Raw genomic sequence first — 17668 nt, 5'->3', positions numbered from 1 at the left:
ATAGCTTGTTAAAAAGCTCGAAATACTAATTCTGCTGTAGCTGAGGTGATTATTGTGCAGGATAATTTTTTGCTTTATAATAAACTTAAAAAAATGAAAAATAAAACTATTCTATTAAAAAGTTTTTTGCTCATATTTATCCTTGCAATCGGTATTTTAGTCTATTTTACTGGTGGAACCAAAAACAGTTATGCTCATTTAATATACTTACCAATTGTTATTTCAGGCTACTTTTATGGTTTAAAAGGGGGGATAATTGCAGCGGTTATCAGCGGTTTTGTGCTTGGGCCTTTAATGCCTATTGATTCTGAGATTATGTTAATGCAGCAGACTCAAAATTGGCTTTTTAGAATGGTCTTTTTAATTATAATTGGTAGTTTTGTGGGCTATCTTTTCGCAAATTTAGAACAACAGATAATGAAAAATAGAAAATTAGCTTATTTTGATCAAGAAACCGGACTACCAAATAAAAGTACATTGAAAAATGTGATAGAAAATAAAATAAATAATGAAAAGGAATTTCATTTATTTATTTTAACAATTAATAATCTTTTAAATATCTATAAACTGACCGGTTTTAGCAATTTTCCTGATTATGTTGATTTGCTAGTTGAATATATTAAAGAATATCCCGCTTTAGAAAAACAAATTTATTATATTAACGAAAATCACTATGGAATTATTCTGGATAAAGATAGAGTTGATGATTTAGTTGCATTTACTAATGATTTTCTTCAATATCTTGATCAACCTCTAAACTTTGGCAAGATTTCTATTTATAATAATTTTACAATTGGAATCACAACTTATCCGGATTATGCCAAAAAAACCGATAGAATTATCAATCAGGCTTTTTTAGCAATTAAAAAAGCTAAAAACAAAAAACTTCCTTTTTGGCATTATGAAGATATTAATTTTCAAGAAGAAAGCACAAATTTAGATTTGTTGGCAGAAATTAATAAATCTATTCAAAATGATAATTTTGAAATACATTATCAGCCTAAAATCAATTTAAAAAACCAAAGTATTCAGACTTTTGAAGCTTTAATACGATGGAATCATCCTGGTAAAGGCTATATTTCTCCAGCTGAGTTTATTCCCCTTGTAGAAAAAAGCAGTTTAATCGAACCATTAACAGAGTGGGTAATAAAAGCAGTGCTTGCAGATATAAAAAAATTTAAAGCTAATAATAACAGTTTAGAATATGATATTGCCATTAATATCTCAGCTCGTAATCTTCAACAGCCAAATTTTGTTGAATTATTAATCAATTATCTTAAAGAGTATAATGTTGATCCTCAAAACTTTAGTATTGAACTAACAGAAACTGATTTAATGGTTGATATTGAAAATAATATTAACAAACTCGACCAATTAAAAGAAAAGGGAATAAATATATATCTAGATGATTTTGGTAAAGGCTATTCTTCTTTAAAATATTTAAAAGAGATTCCAATTGACTATATTAAAATTGACCAATTTTTTATCGAAAATTTAACTGAAGACCAAAAGTCTTTTGATATTGTTTATTCAATAATAGAACTAGCACATGCTCTTAATATAGAAGTTGTGGCAGAAGGAGTAGAAACTGAAGCTCAACTTAAAGTGCTCAAAGATATAGATTGTGACTATGGGCAGGGTTATTTATTTGCTAGACCTGATAGTAAAGAAAAGATAATTAAGTATTTAGAAAAAGCAGCTGAATTAAATTATGAAAAATAAATTTATTAAATTAAGATTCTATGCTGATTTAAATAGCTTCATAGATTTAAATAAAACTAAGAATTTAACTTCATTTGGCAGAGAATATTTGCATTATTATCAGGGTAGACAAAGTATCAAAGATAGAATAGAAAGCATCGGGATCCCACATCCCGAAGTTTCTTTAATATTAAAAAATTCACAAGCAGTGGATTTTTCTTATCTTGTCCAAGCTGGGGATAGATTTTCTATTTATCCCTATTTTTATTGTTTTAAACTTGATGATGAAATTAAGCTCTTGAATGAATTTCAGGGTAAACCAGCCTTTATCCTTGATGTACATTTAGGGAAATTGGCCCGTTATTTGCGGCGCTTTAATTTTGATGCAGCTTACAGCAATAATTATGATGATCGAGAAATAGTAGATAAATCTCTGCAGGAAAAAAGAATTATTTTAACTAGAGACCTGGGGTTATTGATGAGAAAACGAGTTAAATGGGCTAAATTTATAAAAAATGATAACCCGCAAAAACAATTTGAAGAGATTATTAAACGTTATGATTTAGCTGCTTATTATAATGGTCATCAAAGTAGGTGTGTTAATTGTAATAAAGAATTAAATCGAATTGATAAGGATAAAATTATTGAGCGGCTAGAAGCAAAGACTATAAAATATTATGATAATTTTAAGATTTGTCCGGAGTGTAAAAAAATTTATTGGCAGGGTTCGCATTTTGAGCATACAGAGGCTTTATTGAAAAAATAAATATATTATAATATTTTATTAGGATGGGGCGATTAAAATGGATAATAAGCTTGATTATGTTGAAAAAGATGAAAAACTTAAAAAAGATGGTAGATTTTTAGTTGATAATTTTGGGGTAGATATGGATCAGATCTCTTACATACTGATTGGTCCTTTAATTTTTCTAACCATTATGCTGATTCCAATTCCAACTCTTGATTGGCAGGCTAGAGGTGGTTTAGGTGTTTTAATTTGGATGGCTTTTTGGTGGACTAGTGGACATATTGCAGTTGCAATTACAGCCTTAGTACCTATTTTTGTTACTACCTTTATCCCTATTGCACCTGTGGGTGAAATTGTTTCTGTCTTTAGTCACAGAATTGTTTTTTTAATTGCAGGAAGCTGTGCTATGGGTGCTGCCTGGCAGAGGTGGGGAATCGCCAGACGTTTATCACTTAAGATTTTATCTTTATTTGGTAATAGTGCTCGCAAACAAATTTGGGCCTGGTTTTTAATATCAGCTCTTTTAAGCTCAATTATTGCAGATACTGTAACTGCTGCTGTGTTTGTACCAGTTGCTGTTACCTTATTAAAATATTTAGGCTATGATTCTAATTCTAAACGCTGGAACAATTCAGCTGCAACAAATATTTTGCTTGCCATTGCTTGGGGAGCTTCTATAGGAAGTTTACCAACTCCACTTGGAGGAGGTCAGAACCTCTTGATCTATGAATTTCTGACAGAAGCTGTTGGTAGGCAGATATATTTTTATGAATGGACAATTAGAATGCTTCCCTTTACCCTCTTTTTTATACCCTTTATAGGTTTTTATTTAACCCGTGTTTTACAAAAAGAAGACGAAATACTACCCGGTTCTAAAGAAATATATCAAAAAGAATTAGAAAAGATGGGTAAATTAAGTAAAGGAGAACTATATTCTGGCTTAGTATTTTTTCTGGCTGTTGCAGCAGCTTTTTTAGAACCTTTATATACAAACTTTTTACCATTTTTAGACCCAGCTTTTATATTTTTTAGTTTAGCTTTTATTTTATTTTTTATTCCAACCGAAGAAGATGAAAATGTTTTATCAATAAAAAGTATGGGGAATTTCCCGATAACAGTAATGATTGTTTGGCCAAGTGCTTTGGCTTTAGCAAAAGTTTTAGAGTTTTCTGGTTTAGCAGAAATTATCGGAGAAAATCTAAGCTTTTTCGCAACTGGCCATGGTATAATAACCTTTTTGATTTTTGCAGGGATTACTGTACTGCTGACAAATATATCTACTAATACAGCTTCAGCTGCTTTGTTAATGCCTGTTATCATCAGACTCTTTATAGCTCAGGGAATCAATCCTGTGCCTATTATTTTGTTATTAACTGTGTCAGTTAATTTATCATTTGCAATTGCTTCTGGAAATGGTTGTCTTGCTGTAAGTGCCGGTTATGGGGTTAATCTTAAAACCATGTTTAAACATGGGATAATAATTGCAATTTTAGGCTTTTTCCTATCAACTTTCTTTGCCTTTTTATTGGACAACATTATTCCCTGGTGGGGAATCCTTTAAATAAAATGAATTTTAGCTGGGAGTCTATTCCTAATTTTAATTCTTTGCAGGAAAAGTTACTAATAACTAGAATAAAGTTATATAGGCTTCTTTAAAAAACCTTATAATTAAGGAGTTAAATAAAAATGGAATTTAGATTAGCTAAAAATAGTGATTTAAAAGCCATTCTGAAAATTATTGCTGAGGCAAAAGATTATCTAAAATCAGCAGGAATTGATCAGTGGCAGCAGGGTTATCCAGATCAAAGAGATATAAAAGAGGATATTTTAAAAGAAGATGCTTATGTTTTAGCTGACAAAGATAAAGTTTTTGCTTATGCAGCTTTAGTATTTGCTGAAGAAAAAAGCTATCAGAAAATATTTGAGGGTAGTTGGCTGAGCAGAGAAAACTATGCGGTTGTGCATAGATTAGCTGTTGATAAAGAATATAAAGGTAAAGAATTGGCTAAATTATTATTAGAGGAAATTGAAAAATTAGTTTTTAAAAATGGATTAAATAGTATCAAAATTGATACACATCAAGACAATATTCCTATGCAGAGATTACTAGAGAAAAGTAATTTTAGATATTGTGGGATAATATATTTAGAAGATGGTAGTAAAAGACTAGCTTATGAGAATTATAGGAAAGGAGAGAAGTTATGGATGAATTAAAATATTTAAAGCTTTTATCAAAGCAGTTTCCAAATATTCCAGCTGTAAGCACAGAAATTATTAATTTAAAGGCTATTTTAAATCTGCCTAAAAGCACAGAGCATTTTCTTACTGACCTCCATGGGGAATATGAGGCCTTTCAATATATGCTTAAAACTGCTTCTGGAGTAATAGAATATAAAATAAATAATATTTTTGATAAAGAATTAGATGATATTGAAAAAAGGGATTTAGCTACATTAATTTTTTATCCAGAAGAAAAAATGGAGAAGATAAAAAAGGAAGAGGGTTTAAGTGAAGAGTGGTATAAAGATTCTTTAAATAAAATAATTAAACTTTGTAAAGAGGTTTCTTCTATTTATACTCGTTCTAAAGTTAGAAAAGCCCTACCTGAGGAATTTGCCTATATAATTGAAGAACTGCTTCACTTGAGAGAAGATGATGAAAATAAAAAAGATTATCATCAACAGATTACTTCAACAATAATTGAAATTGGTCAGGCACAAAACTTTATTATTTCTCTTTCAGAATTAATTCAAACTTTTGCAGTAGATAAACTTCATATTATTGGGGATATTTATGATCGAGGACCAAATCCCCATAAAATAATGGATGTTTTAAAAAATCATCATAATGTAGATATACAGTGGGGTAATCACGATATATTATGGATGGGCGCAGGCCTGGGTCATAAGCCTTTGATTGCAACTGCGATTAGAATTGCTGTTAGATATGGTAATTTGGAAATGATCGAAGAAGGTTACGGAATTAATATGCGGCCTCTGGCCAGACTGGCTATGGAAAATTATAAAGGTGATATCTGTAATATCTTTTGTCCAAAATTACTAGATAAAGATTTAGATGAAAAAGAACGTAGAATAAGTACTCAGATGCAGAAAGCCATAGCTATAATTCAGTTTAAATTAGAGGGTAATCTAATCAAAAGAAGAGCTGAATTCAATATGAATGAAGCACTCTATTTAGAAAAAATTGATTATGATAAAGGAATTCTGTATTTAAATGGCAATGAATATGAGCTGACCGATAAAAACTTTCCCACTATTGATCCTGATGACCCCTATAAGTTAAGTCCTCAGGAAGAAGAAGTTATTAATCAGTTAAGTGAATCATTTAAAAATAATGATAAACTACAGGAAGATATAAGATTTTTATTCAATAATGGAAGTATGTATAAAAAATATAATGGGAATCTCTTATTTCACGGCTGTGTTCCCCTGAATGAAGATGATGATTTTGCCTGTGTTGATGTTGGTGGCCACAGGGCAAAAGGTAAAGAACTCTTAGATTTTTTCCAGGATATTATCCGTAAAAGTTATTCTGATACCAATGGAGATAAAGATCAAAGAGATTGGCTCTGGTATCTATGGCGAGGAGAATACTCCCCATTATTTGGTAAAGATAGGATGACAACCTTTTTGCGTTATTTTACTGATGAAGATGATAAATCACTATATAAAGAAAATAAGAATCCATATTATGCAGCTAGAGAAAATGAATTCACCTGTAAAAAGATTTTATCAGAATTTGGAGTTGATCCCGAAAAAGGACATATAATAAATGGTCATACACCTGTTGAAGAAAAAAGAGGTGAAAGCCCAATCAAGGGTAATGGAAGGCTGCTGGTAATTGATGGTGGTATTTCAGCTGCTTACCAAAAGAAAACTGGTATAGCGGGCTATACTCTAGCCTATACCCATTCAGAAATGAGGTTAATCTCCCATGAGCCTTTTATCTCTAAAGAAGAAGCCTTGAGCAAAAGAAGTCATGATACTGTATCATCAATTAGAATAATGAAATTTGATGGCAAACAAAAAATTGCTGATACTGATAATGGGGCCAGACTACAGGATGATGTTAAATATTTAAATAAATTATTTGAAGCATATGAAAAAGGTATTATCAGGGAAAAATATAAATAAATATAAATTTTAAAATTGATAGAATTTGTTTGTAATTGATTATCTATGATTGTTATTTAAAAATTTAATATTCAATTTTAATCTGAAAACAGCTCTTTTAAGGGCTGTTTTTTTCTTTGTATATAGAATAAAAATTAGATTTTTTTAGACAGAATTTGCTGATATAACTGACATATTTAAAGATTATAAATTCTGTCATTAATGACAATTGACATATATATTTTTCTTTAGCTTGCATTATTGGATTATTGCCATTAAAATTAAATTAGCGCTGGAGAAAAGCAAGAAAAAAGAACTTTTTTAAGTGACATTATTTAATAGTAGCTACTATTAAATTAATAGTCGTTTAGAACCTTCAATCAAATTAACTTCTTATAGCATAATTTTTAATGATTATCTTGGAGGCAAAAAAAATGAAAATTAGTTCTAGAACTAAGAAAATACTGGAAATACTGCTCACAAACGAAAATTATGTAGTTATTGATTTTATTGCAGATGAACTTGGGGTTAGTTCTCGTACTATTTTAAGAGCACTACCTCGGGTAGAATATTGGCTGGAAAAAAACGATTTTCAACTTGAGAAAAAAAAGGGGACAGGAATTAGACTTGACTGCAGCCTAGAAGAAAAAGAGAAGTTAAAGAATCTCTTAAATATTGAATCTGTTGAAAATTATTATTCACCTAAGGAGAGAAGACTGATCATCTTGTCTGAGTTATTAAAAACTCAAGAGCCGACAAAATTATTTAATTTTACGATGCTGACAAATGTCTCTGAAGCAACCATAAGTCATGACTTAGATGAAATTGAAGAATGGATAGAAGATTATAATTTAAAATTAGTTCGCAAACCCGGTTTAGGAGTTTATCTTAAAGGTAGAGAAAAAGACATTAGAAGAGCAAGTATCAATTTGCTTTATGATAATTTAGATCTTCAAGAAATATTTGCTATCATGCAGAACAAATTTAATGAAAACTCTCAAGATAAAAGCAGAACAAATTTATCAAGAACTAGACTTTTAAACTTGATCGGCTTGGAAACTATTCATTTGTTAGATGATTTCATTCAAGAATTAGAAGAAAATTTAGATTATCAACTAGCAGATGATTCTTATGTAGCCTTAATGGTTCATTTAGCAATTGCTTTAAAAAGAATAAAAGATGGAGAAAAAATTATTATAAAAGATGAAATATTAAATGAATTAAAAAAGAGCAAAGAATATCCAATTGCGGTCTCACTTATTGCAAAGATTGCTCAAGCTTTTTCAGTAGATATCCCTGAGGCAGAAATTGGTTATGTGACAATGCATTTAAGAGGCAGCAAAGGTCGTGGTGGTTTTTATAATGATAATATCTCTATAACTGATGATTATAAATTAGTTTTATTGACCAGAAAGATTATTGAAAAAGCAGAAATTGAATTAGGAATTTATTTAGAAGATGATGATGAATTACTGATTGGCCTGGTTAGGCATTTAGAACCAACAATTAATAGAATTAAATTGAATCTGGATATTCGCAATCCTCTTTTAAATGAGATCAAAGAACAGTATGAAGAGCTATTTGAAGTTTCTAAAAAATGTGCAGATATTATTGCTAAAAATGAAAATATAGAAGTTCCAGACTCAGAAGCAGCTTATATTGCTATGCATTTAGGAGCAGCAATTGGAAGAAAAAAAACTCCAATCAAAAAATTTAGAGCTGCAGTAGCCTGTACTAGTGGAATAGGAGCTTCTAGGCTTCTAGCTTCAAGATTAAACTCAGAATTTGAAAATCTAGAAGTTGTAGCATTGATCTCAACAATTGATTTTAGCAACAAAGAAATTTCAGAGATGAATGTTGATCTTATTATATCAACAGTATCTATTCCTAAAAGCAATGTTCCTGTAATCGTAGTAAATCCACTTTTAACTGAAAAACACCAGAGAAAGATAAATGAGTTTTTATCAACCCATAAGGCTGCTAAAAGAAAGAAAAACAAGCAGAATGTTAGTTTAAAAGAAAAGCTCTCAATAATAAATAATTATAATCAAAGGATTTTAGAAGTATTAAATAACTTCAGAATTCAAAATAATTATCAATTCCAAAATCTTGATAGATTATTGAATGATGCTGCAGAACTTCTAGCAGATAATAAGGATGAAAAAGAAATTATAAAAAAAGACTTATCTTTAAGAGAAGAAAAAGGGAGTACAGTTTTAGAACACAACAATATATTATTATTACATTGTCGAAGTAGGGTTGTAGAAGAAGTTAAATTTATTATTATTAGACCAGAGGATAAATTTGAAATCTTAAATGATGTGAAGAAAAAAGTTGAAATTAGAATAGTTGTAGTAATGGCAGCACCTTTAGAAGGATCTGAACAGGGAAGAGAAGTTTTGAGTGAGATCAGCAGGCTTTTAATTGAAAGTGAAAGTTTTATAGAAGCAATTAATTCAGGCTTGAAAAATGAAATTTATTTTGAGATGGCAGATTATTTTGATCATTTTTTACAAAGAAAAAGCACTATGGAATATCACAAGGAGGAATAATAAATGTCTAAAAATAGTTTTCAAAATAGTGTACAGAGTTTTGGTAGATTTTTAAGTGGAATGGTAATGCCTAATATTGGAGCGTTTATCGCCTGGGGTTTAATTACAGCTTTATTTATCCCAACAGGATGGCTTCCAAATGAAGGGCTGGCTTCTTTAGTAGGACCTATGATAACTTATCTTTTACCCCTATTAATTGCCTTTTCAGGTGGTAAGTTAGTAGCAGGTATTAGAGGGGGAGTAATTGGTGCTGTTGCAACCATGGGTGTTATTGTTGGTTCTGATATACCAATGTTTATCGGAGCTATGGTAATGGGGCCATTTGGTGGTTATACAATTAAAAAAGTTGATCAACTTTTTGAGGGAAATGTTAAATCCGGATTTGAAATGCTGGTCAGCAATTTTTCAGCTGGTATAGTTGGTGGAGCCTTGGCAATCTTAGCTTATCAGGTGATTGGACCTGTTGTTTTAGGTTTAAACACAGCACTAGCTGCTGGAGTAGAAGTAATTGTTAATCAGGGTTTATTACCACTTGCTTCAATCTTTGTTGAGCCTGCTAAAGTATTATTTTTAAATAATGCTATCAATCATGGTGTTTTAAGTCCTTTAGGAATTCAAGAAGCAGCTGAGACAGGAAGATCAATTTTCTTTATGCTAGAAACCAATCCTGGCCCAGGTTTAGGTGTGCTGCTGGCTTACTGGATCTTTGCTAAAGGTATGATTAAACAATCTGCTCCAGGTGCAATTATAATTCATTTCTTTGGTGGAATACACGAAATATATTTCCCATATGTTTTAATGAAGCCTTCACTTTTATTAGCTGTTATCGGTGGTGGAGCTAGTGGAATATTTACCTTTAACTTATTAGGTGCTGGATTAGTGGCTACACCATCACCAGGTAGTATCTTTGCTTATATTGCCATGACACCAAGAGGAGCATTATTCTCAGTTCTTTCTGGAGTAGTAGTTTCTACAATTGTATCATTTGTAATAGCCTCAGCATTGATTAAAAGGTCTGCTGATAGAGGTGAAGAATTAAGTCTAGATGCAGCTACAACTAAGTTAAGAGATATGAAAGGTAGAGATCTGCATACTGAAAAAACTGCAGGACAAAAAGAGTATAATGCAGATGAAATAAATAAAATAGTATTTGCTTGTGATGCTGGAATGGGTTCAAGTGCAATGGGGGCAAGTAGACTCCGGAAAAAATTAGAGAATATTGGCTCTGATATTACAGTTGTAAATAAAGCAATTGAAGAGATACCACAGGATGCCCAAATAGTTATTACTCATAAAAATTTAACAGAGCGAGCAAAAAAAGCTGCTCCTCAGGCAGAACATGTTTCAATTGATGATTTCTTACAAACACCTGCCTATGACATGATAACTAATAGAATTAAAGCAGGTTTAGAAGAAAAAAAAACTGAAGTAAAAGCAGAAAAAAAAGAGTCTGAAGATAAATTAAGTCAAGATGTTTTGCAGAAAAAGAATATTAAACTTGGACTTGAAAGTGTTGAGAGAGATGAAGCAATTAAAATGGCTGGTAATCTTCTATATGAGAGCGGATATGTTGATGAAGACTATATTGATGCAATGTTAGAAAGGGAAGAAGACCTAACAACTTATATCGGTCAGGGAGTAGCAATACCACATGGTGTTGGAAGTGCTAAAAAGAAAATTAAAAAAACAGGTATTTCAATTCTCCAATTCCCAGAAGGAGTAGATTTTGATGGAAATACTGCTTATCTTGTAATTGGTATTGCTGGCCTTGGTAATGAACATTTAAAGGTCTTAGCTAATTTATCTGAGCTTATTGAAGAAGATGAAACAGCAGAAAAGTTAAGAAAAACAGATGATCTTGATTATATCTATAATAAGTTTACTCTGTAGAAGTTACTGTAAACTATAACAAACAATTAAGGATTGATATAAATATGATTAAAACATTAACTTTAAATCCAGCTCTAGACAAAACAATAATTGTAGAAGATTTTAAACTTGATAGTTTAAATAGAATCAAAAAAGTTTTTCGTGATGCTGGAGGTAAAGGAATAAATGTCTCAAAAATGATAAATAATTTAGGTGGCATTACCACTGCTTCAGGATTTTTAGGTGGTGATGCCGGATCTTTTATAAGAAAAGAATTGGAAAAAGAAAATATTAAGCATCATTTTATTGAGGTTGAGGGAGAGACTAGAACTAATCTAAAAATGGTTGATAAAAGCCAAAATACTTTTACAGATATAAATGAAAAAGGTGTTTATGTTAGTAATGATAAAATAATTGAATTAAAAAAAGAGCTCTTTTCAGATTTAAAAAAGGGTGATGTGCTGGTTTTATCAGGCAGTGTTCCTGATGGAGTAAAGAATAATATTTATCAGGAAATAATAGAAATTGCTCACCAGCAAGAGATTAAAACTATTTTAGATGCAGATGGAGTTCTGTTTGAAAATGCTTTAAAAGCTGGCCCTAGCTTAATTAAACCAAATGAGCATGAATTAGCTCTCTATTATGGTGGAGATTTCAATAAAGAAGAAGATATGATTGAAGCAGCTAAAGGGTTTTTCCGCTATGGAGTTGAAATAATAATGCTTTCACTTGGTGAGCAGGGAGCTGTGTTTTTAACAAAAGATGAAGAAATAAAAATAGAAGCACTTAAATTAGATGTTAAAAGTACTGTTGGAGCTGGGGATGCAATGGTTGCTGGCCTTGCAATAGGCTTAGATAATAATTTTGCTACTAGTGAAATGATAACTCTTGCAGCAGCTTGTAGTAGTGCAAGTTTAATTAATGATGGTACTGAAATGGGTAAAAAAGAAGATGTTGATAATCTAAAGGAAAAAATAAGATATTACTATATTTAGAAAGGTGATTATAATGAAAACAAGAGCTGTTAGATTATATGGAGAAAATGATTTAAGGCTGGAAGAGTTTGAATTACCAGAAATTAATGATGATGAAATATTGGCCAAAATTATTTCAAATAGTATTTGCATGTCAACCTATAAAGCTGTTATACAGGGAGCTAGACATAAGAGAGTTCCAGATGATGTGGCAGAAAATCCGACTTTAACCGGACATGAGTTTGCAGGTGAAATTGTAGAGGTTGGGGAAGAGCTAAAAGATGAATTTGAAGTAGGCCAAAAATTTGCCGTACAACCTGCTTTAAATTATAAAGGTAGCCCTTATGCACCTGGATATTCTTATCCATATTTTGGTGGTAATAGTGAATATGCAATTATTCCTAAAGAAGTAATGGAATTAGGTTATTTATTAAAATATGAAGGAGAAGCTTTTTATGAAGCATCTCTCTCAGAGCCAATGTCTTGTATTATTGGTGGATATCATGCAGTTTATCATACTGAAAGCAATAATTATATTCATAAAATGGGAATTGTAGAAGGTGGTAAAACTGCTTTGCTTGGAGCTGCTGGACCAATGGGCTTAGGAGCAATTGATTATGCACTACATGCAGATAGAAAACCTTCAGTTTTAGTTGTCACTGATATTGATCAGGAGCGTCTGGACAGAGCAGCTGTTTTATTTACTCAAGAAGAAGCTAAAAAACAAGGTGTTGAATTACATTTTGTTAACACTGCTGATTTAGATGATGTTCCTAAAGAATTGAAAGAAATTGTTGGTGGGAGTGGTTATGATGATGTTTTTGTATATGCTCCTGTAAGAGAACTCGTTGAACAAGGTGATCAAATCTTAGGCAGAGATGGTTGTATGAACTTTTTTGCTGGCCCTACAGATAAAGGATTTTCTGCAGAAGTTAATTTTTACAAAATCCATTATTCACCAACTCACATTATGGGTTCAACTGGTGGAAATGATGATGATATGAGAGAATCATTAAAAATGTCAGCAGAAGGTAAAATTAATCCTGCAACTATGATTACTCATGTTGGTGGACTTGATAGTGCAGCAGACACTATTTTAAATCTTCCTAATATACCTGGTGGTAAAAAGCTGGTATATACAGGTATTGATATGGAATTAACTGCAATTGATGATTTTAAAAATAAAGCAGATCAAAACCCTATTTTTGCAGATTTAGCAGCAATAATAGAAAAAAATAATGGTCTTTGGTCAGAAGAAGCAGAAAAATATTTACTGAATAACTGTAAATAATTTAGATAAAGGAGATAAATATTAATGATAAAGAGTGAATTTGTATTAAAACATGAAGAAGGCTTTCATGCCAGACCGGCAGGTCTTTTTGTAAAAATTGCTTCAAAATATAAATCAGAGTTAAAACTTTTAAAAAATGGTAATGAAAATAAAGAATATAATCCTAAAAGTATTATTTCAATAATGAGTATGGGAGCTGTCAAAAACGATAAAATAACGATTATTGCTGATGGACAAGATGAAAAAGAAGCAGTTAAAAATTTAAGATCATTGGTAGAAAATGATTTTGTAATTTCAAATTAGAGAATAAATAGAATAAATAAATTGAAACCCAGTTTTCACTTTTAAATAAGTGTTGGCTGGGTTTCTAACTTTTTATCCACTTTTTATTTATATTAATAAGCTCATTTTTCTAAAGCAGCTATAATTATTAATAATAGTTATTGTTTTCGAGATTTTTTCGAGAATTTTTCGAGAAAATTTATTAAGTGTTTTGTTATAATTTATTTAGGAATATATTGTTTATTTAAAATTTAATTTAAATTATAAAAAATTAAGCTGTTTTTGTTTGTTTAAGTTTGTAAAATCTTTTAGCCTCGGAGGTGAGAACATTGAAAAATTTACTCCGCAAAGATTTAATAATATTGATAACAATGTTGGTACTTATATTTTATAATTATCCACTCCAAGCAGAAATCTATCCAACCCAGGTAAAATTTATAATACGTTCCCAAGCTGAAATAGTAGGACAAGATGATTTTTTTGAAATATTAGAACTGGATGAATATATTTTAATTCCGATAGTTTCACTTTCTAGATGGCTGGATATTGATTTAAACTATGATCGCAATAATAAGTTATTGACGGTTTATTATGAAGAAAAAGATATTAATATAATTGTTGATTTAAAATATAATATTTATTATGATTTTCCAGATTGGTCAAAAGATCCTCCTAAAATTCTTGAAGGTGATTTTTATCTTGCTGTAGCTCTTGTTGAACACTTAACAGGTGCAAAAGTAATTTGGGAGCCAAGAAAACAGGAATTAATTCTCGATTATGACGCAAGTGTTAAAGAAGATGATAAAGAAATTGCTGAACTTAGAATTAAAAAAAGACCGGAAGAAATTTCAATAGTACCCGAAGTAACTGGTCCTGATTTCAATATTGCATCTATTCAATATAAATTTGGTTTTGACTATGAATTTAGTGATGATGAAAATGATGATTTTTTAGAATTTAATAAAATCTTATATATTTATGGGAGAGCAGGAGATTGGGCTATTTCTACAGGCCATAGATTAGAATATGATTTAGATAGTGAGGAATATGAGTTTGAAAATAAACTTTTAAGAGCAAGAAACATTGAAAATGATAGAATAATTATCATAGGTGATAATAAATATAGATTTCCTAATACAATTGGGCGAACAGATATTAGAGGTTTTTACCTTCAATATCCAATTCAGCAGATAAGTGATAGAAGAGCATATACTGCAATTAGTGGTGAAGCAGAGGAAGGAAGTACTATCACTTTATATGTTAATGATAGAAAGATTGATAGTAAATATTTATACCAGGGTGAAGAAAAATATTATTTTGAAAATGTACCAATTACAGAAGAAAGAACAAATATAATTAGAGTTTTAATTCAAGATATTGAGGGAAAAGAAAGAGAAATAGTAAAAAAAGTAGCTGGCAGTTTAAATGTCTTTCCAAAAGGAACTAATGAAGGGATATATACATTTGGTAGTAATAATAGAAGATCTGATTCTGAATCATTACTAGAACTAGGTGGTATGCAGATAAAATATGCACCTTCTGCAGGAAGCTCTTTGTTCTGGGAGCTTGGAGTGGAAAGAAATTATAATAATTCTGATTCTGATGAATATAACCTTGGCAGCTTGTTAAGAGTTGCTGTAAGCCCTGAAGACCTACCATTAGTTTTTTTAGCTGATTGGCTGGCCGGTAGAGATGTTGACTTAGTAGAGCATGGTGTAAGAGCAAGCACACTTTATACTAAAGAAGATGGCTATATTAGAGCATCACTTGCTTATGTACCACCTATCGTTGAAAAAAGAACAAATGCAGAAGCAGGTCAACAAGCTTTAATTAACTTAGAAAAAGAGCTTAATGAAAACTGGAATTTAGATCTTGGCTTAGAAAATAAACGATCTATATTAGATATGGAAAACTTTGAGCAAAGTTCTATAAATTTAACTTTTGATTATAGTGATAGGGCTAGAAACTCATTAGTTATTGCAGCTGAATTAGGAAGTAGAGAAGAAGAAATATTTTGGCGCAATTTAGATCTGAGAGAAAATAATCGTGATTGGTTTGATATAAGTTTAACTGGAAGAACTTTTAGAGGTCCTGCTCGTTTAGGAAGTGAAATTATATATGTGATCTCTGATATTAATTTTCAAGATGATTTAGAAAGTGGTGAAATTGCAAAGCGAGAAGATTTTGTTTCTGCTAAATTAAACCTCAGCAGCAGTTTAACAGATAATTTAGTTTTAAGTGGAGGTTTAAAATCTTCTTTTACCTGGTTAGAAGGTGAAAGACTTGAAAGTGATGCTGATCTTGATTTAAGAGTCAGACTAAGGACTGGAGATTTCACTTCAATAACAGCTGGAATTTCCACTGAAGTTGATTACAGAAAAAATAAATATGGTATTGAATCAACAAATGAAGTTCAAGAAGTAGAATTATTTTTAAGACATGATGTACCAAGAAACATTACTCTAATAACAGGTGTAAAGAAGACATTTCTTGAAGATGAGAGTTATCTTAGGAGTAATGCTGGTTTAGATTATGAAAATCCAGATAATGACTGGGGATTGAGATTAGATTATGAGTATATAGCTCCTTATGCTAATAGAGAAAATTCACAAAAGAAATTTGGAATTGCCTATAAAAGACATTTAGTTTCTGGCTTAGAAGCTCTTTTTAATTTTGAGAGAACTTATGCTACATCTAGAAGTGAAGAGCCAGTTTATGAGGCTTCTATATATTTAAGTCAAGCACTTGGTTTTACTCCATCTAGAGTTATTGGGCAGAAATATCCTAGAATACAAAGAGAAACTTATAACTCTTTTATTGCAGGTCTTGTTTATTTAGACCTAAATGGTTCAGGCAAAAGAGATCCAGGGGATCCTCTTTTAGAAGGTATAAGTATTTCTAATGATGGTAGAAGAACTAATACTGATCAGGATGGTATCTTTATTTTTGAAAACCTGAGAAGTGGATTATATAAAGTTGGTTTTAACTTAAGAGAACTTCCAGAAGAATATAAGGTGCTTACAGAAGCTAAAGTTATCCAAATAAGAGAAAATGAAAATATATTCTTAGAATTTGCTTTAACCCAATTAGGAGAATTAAAAGGCAATATTAATCTTGAGCAGAAAGCATTTGCAGACATAGACAGAGAAGAAATTGCATTAAATTTAATCAAACTTGAAATTAAAGAACTCAACAGAATAATTTTTAGTAGAAGTGATGGTAGTTTTAATGTTAAGAATATTCCTTTAGGAGAATATAAATTAAGAGTTATAGAAGAATCTTTACCAGCAGGAACTAAACTTAAAGAGCAAGGAATTTATGAATTTAATATAACTCCTGATAAATTAATAAATCAAGAAATTAAAATAAATTTAATTTCTAATGAATAAAATAGAATTATTCAATTTGATTAATATAAATATAAAAAAACTATTTTAGGAGGTGATTATCAAAAAAAACAAAAGATATTTATTGTCTTAATTAAGAGGTTAATAAAGTATTTGTTAAGCTTATTTGAGGCTCTTAACTGCCAGAATAATACTGCTTAACTTATTGATTGGCTGTGAGCTAAATAGTGAAATCTACCAAAGAGTATTAAGATCAATAAGGAGGAATGTTTTATGTATAATAAAAGAATGAGTGCCATTTTTATAGCTCTTTTTTTAACACTGTTAATGGTTTTTGGTGTGTTTTTAACTACTAGTGTTTTGGCGGTTGAGCCTGAATATATGGATGGAAATGATAAAGATCTTCCGAGTGAAGTTAGAGCATTAGATTCGTATAAATTTGATCCAGTTCCGGAAGGTACTACAACTAGAAGTGGTATAACCATTGATGTTTATAATACCAATAGAGGTCAAGAATTTGATTGGGATTCTAATAGGACAATCGCTTATGTTTTTGTCAAAGGTGGTCCTGGTGGTAATCTATATGATTATACTCCTGGAGCAAATTCAGGTAATGGCCTCCATGCACCCCTTGCCCCAAGTGGAGATTGGTATGGTTTAAGTCATATAACATTTTATTTTGCTGATGAAGAGCTAACAGGTGAGCTATTGATAACAAAACAGTTCGACTTAAATGATGTTGAAGGAGATGTAGACTTCCCTGCTTCGATT

The 17668-nt window shown here is 30.8% G+C and carries 11 protein-coding genes and 1 pseudogene; all 12 read left to right on the top strand.

All coding sequences use genetic code 11. The features are described 5' to 3' along the window. The first annotated feature begins 69 nt into the window (after positions 1-69). On the top strand, positions 70-1722 hold the full coding sequence (locus LJ207_RS01495) for a bifunctional diguanylate cyclase/phosphodiesterase (RefSeq protein WP_229343410.1): 1653 nt from the start codon (positions 70-72) through the stop codon (positions 1720-1722). Then, positions 1712-2467: a Mut7-C RNAse domain-containing protein gene (locus tag LJ207_RS01490; RefSeq protein WP_229343408.1), complete on the top strand. Its 756-nt coding sequence runs from the start codon at positions 1712-1714 to the stop codon at positions 2465-2467. Before LJ207_RS01495 ends, LJ207_RS01490 begins: the two co-directional genes overlap by 11 nt. Before the next feature lie 37 nt (positions 2468-2504). Beyond that, positions 2505-4010 carry an SLC13 family permease gene (locus tag LJ207_RS01485; RefSeq protein WP_229343406.1) on the top strand — a complete coding sequence of 502 codons (1506 nt, stop codon included), beginning with the start codon at positions 2505-2507 and terminating at the stop codon, positions 4008-4010. A 125-nt stretch (positions 4011-4135) separates the two neighbouring features. Further along, complete coding sequence (locus LJ207_RS01480; protein ID WP_229343404.1) at positions 4136-4663, top strand: GNAT family N-acetyltransferase; 528 nt, start codon at positions 4136-4138, stop codon at positions 4661-4663. Further along, positions 4651-6603, top strand: a complete 1953-nt coding sequence (locus LJ207_RS01475; RefSeq protein ID WP_229343402.1) for a fructose-1,6-bisphosphatase — start codon at positions 4651-4653, stop codon at positions 6601-6603. The genes LJ207_RS01480 and LJ207_RS01475 overlap by 13 nt, the downstream gene beginning before the upstream one ends. Positions 6604-7016: 413 nt before the next feature. After that, positions 7017-9134 (top strand): BglG family transcription antiterminator, encoded by a 2118-nt coding sequence (locus LJ207_RS01470; RefSeq protein WP_229343400.1) that lies wholly within the window; start codon positions 7017-7019, stop codon positions 9132-9134. 3 nt (positions 9135-9137) lie between these two features. Next, positions 9138-11024 carry a PTS mannitol transporter subunit IICBA gene (locus tag LJ207_RS01465; protein WP_229343398.1) on the top strand — a complete coding sequence of 629 codons (1887 nt, stop codon included), beginning with the start codon at positions 9138-9140 and terminating at the stop codon, positions 11022-11024. A gap of 44 nt (positions 11025-11068) precedes the next feature. Beyond that, the gene (gene pfkB / locus LJ207_RS01460; protein WP_229343396.1) at positions 11069-11998 is read left to right on the top strand and encodes a 1-phosphofructokinase; all 930 of its coding nucleotides are present in this window, start codon (positions 11069-11071) and stop codon (positions 11996-11998) included. Positions 11999-12011: 13 nt separating this feature from the next. Continuing rightward, positions 12012-13268 (top strand): zinc-binding dehydrogenase, encoded by a 1257-nt coding sequence (locus LJ207_RS01455; protein WP_229343394.1) that lies wholly within the window; start codon positions 12012-12014, stop codon positions 13266-13268. A 24-nt stretch (positions 13269-13292) separates the two neighbouring features. Continuing rightward, the gene (locus tag LJ207_RS01450) at positions 13293-13571 is read left to right on the top strand and encodes an HPr family phosphocarrier protein (RefSeq protein ID WP_229343392.1); all 279 of its coding nucleotides are present in this window, start codon (positions 13293-13295) and stop codon (positions 13569-13571) included. A 308-nt stretch (positions 13572-13879) separates the two neighbouring features. After that, positions 13880-16939: a stalk domain-containing protein gene (locus tag LJ207_RS01445; RefSeq protein WP_229343389.1), complete on the top strand. Its 3060-nt coding sequence runs from the start codon at positions 13880-13882 to the stop codon at positions 16937-16939. Positions 16940-17170: 231 nt separating this feature from the next. Continuing rightward, positions 17171-17668: pseudogene (locus tag LJ207_RS01440) on the top strand (hypothetical protein); the annotation flags it as partial.

Source organism: Halanaerobium polyolivorans, from assembly GCF_020711195.1.
GTDB classification, from domain to species: Bacteria; Bacillota; Halanaerobiia; order Halanaerobiales; family Halanaerobiaceae; genus Halanaerobium; species Halanaerobium polyolivorans.
The sequence above is the reverse complement of the archived record's forward strand: the minus strand, read 5'-3'. Positions and strand labels throughout refer to the sequence as shown.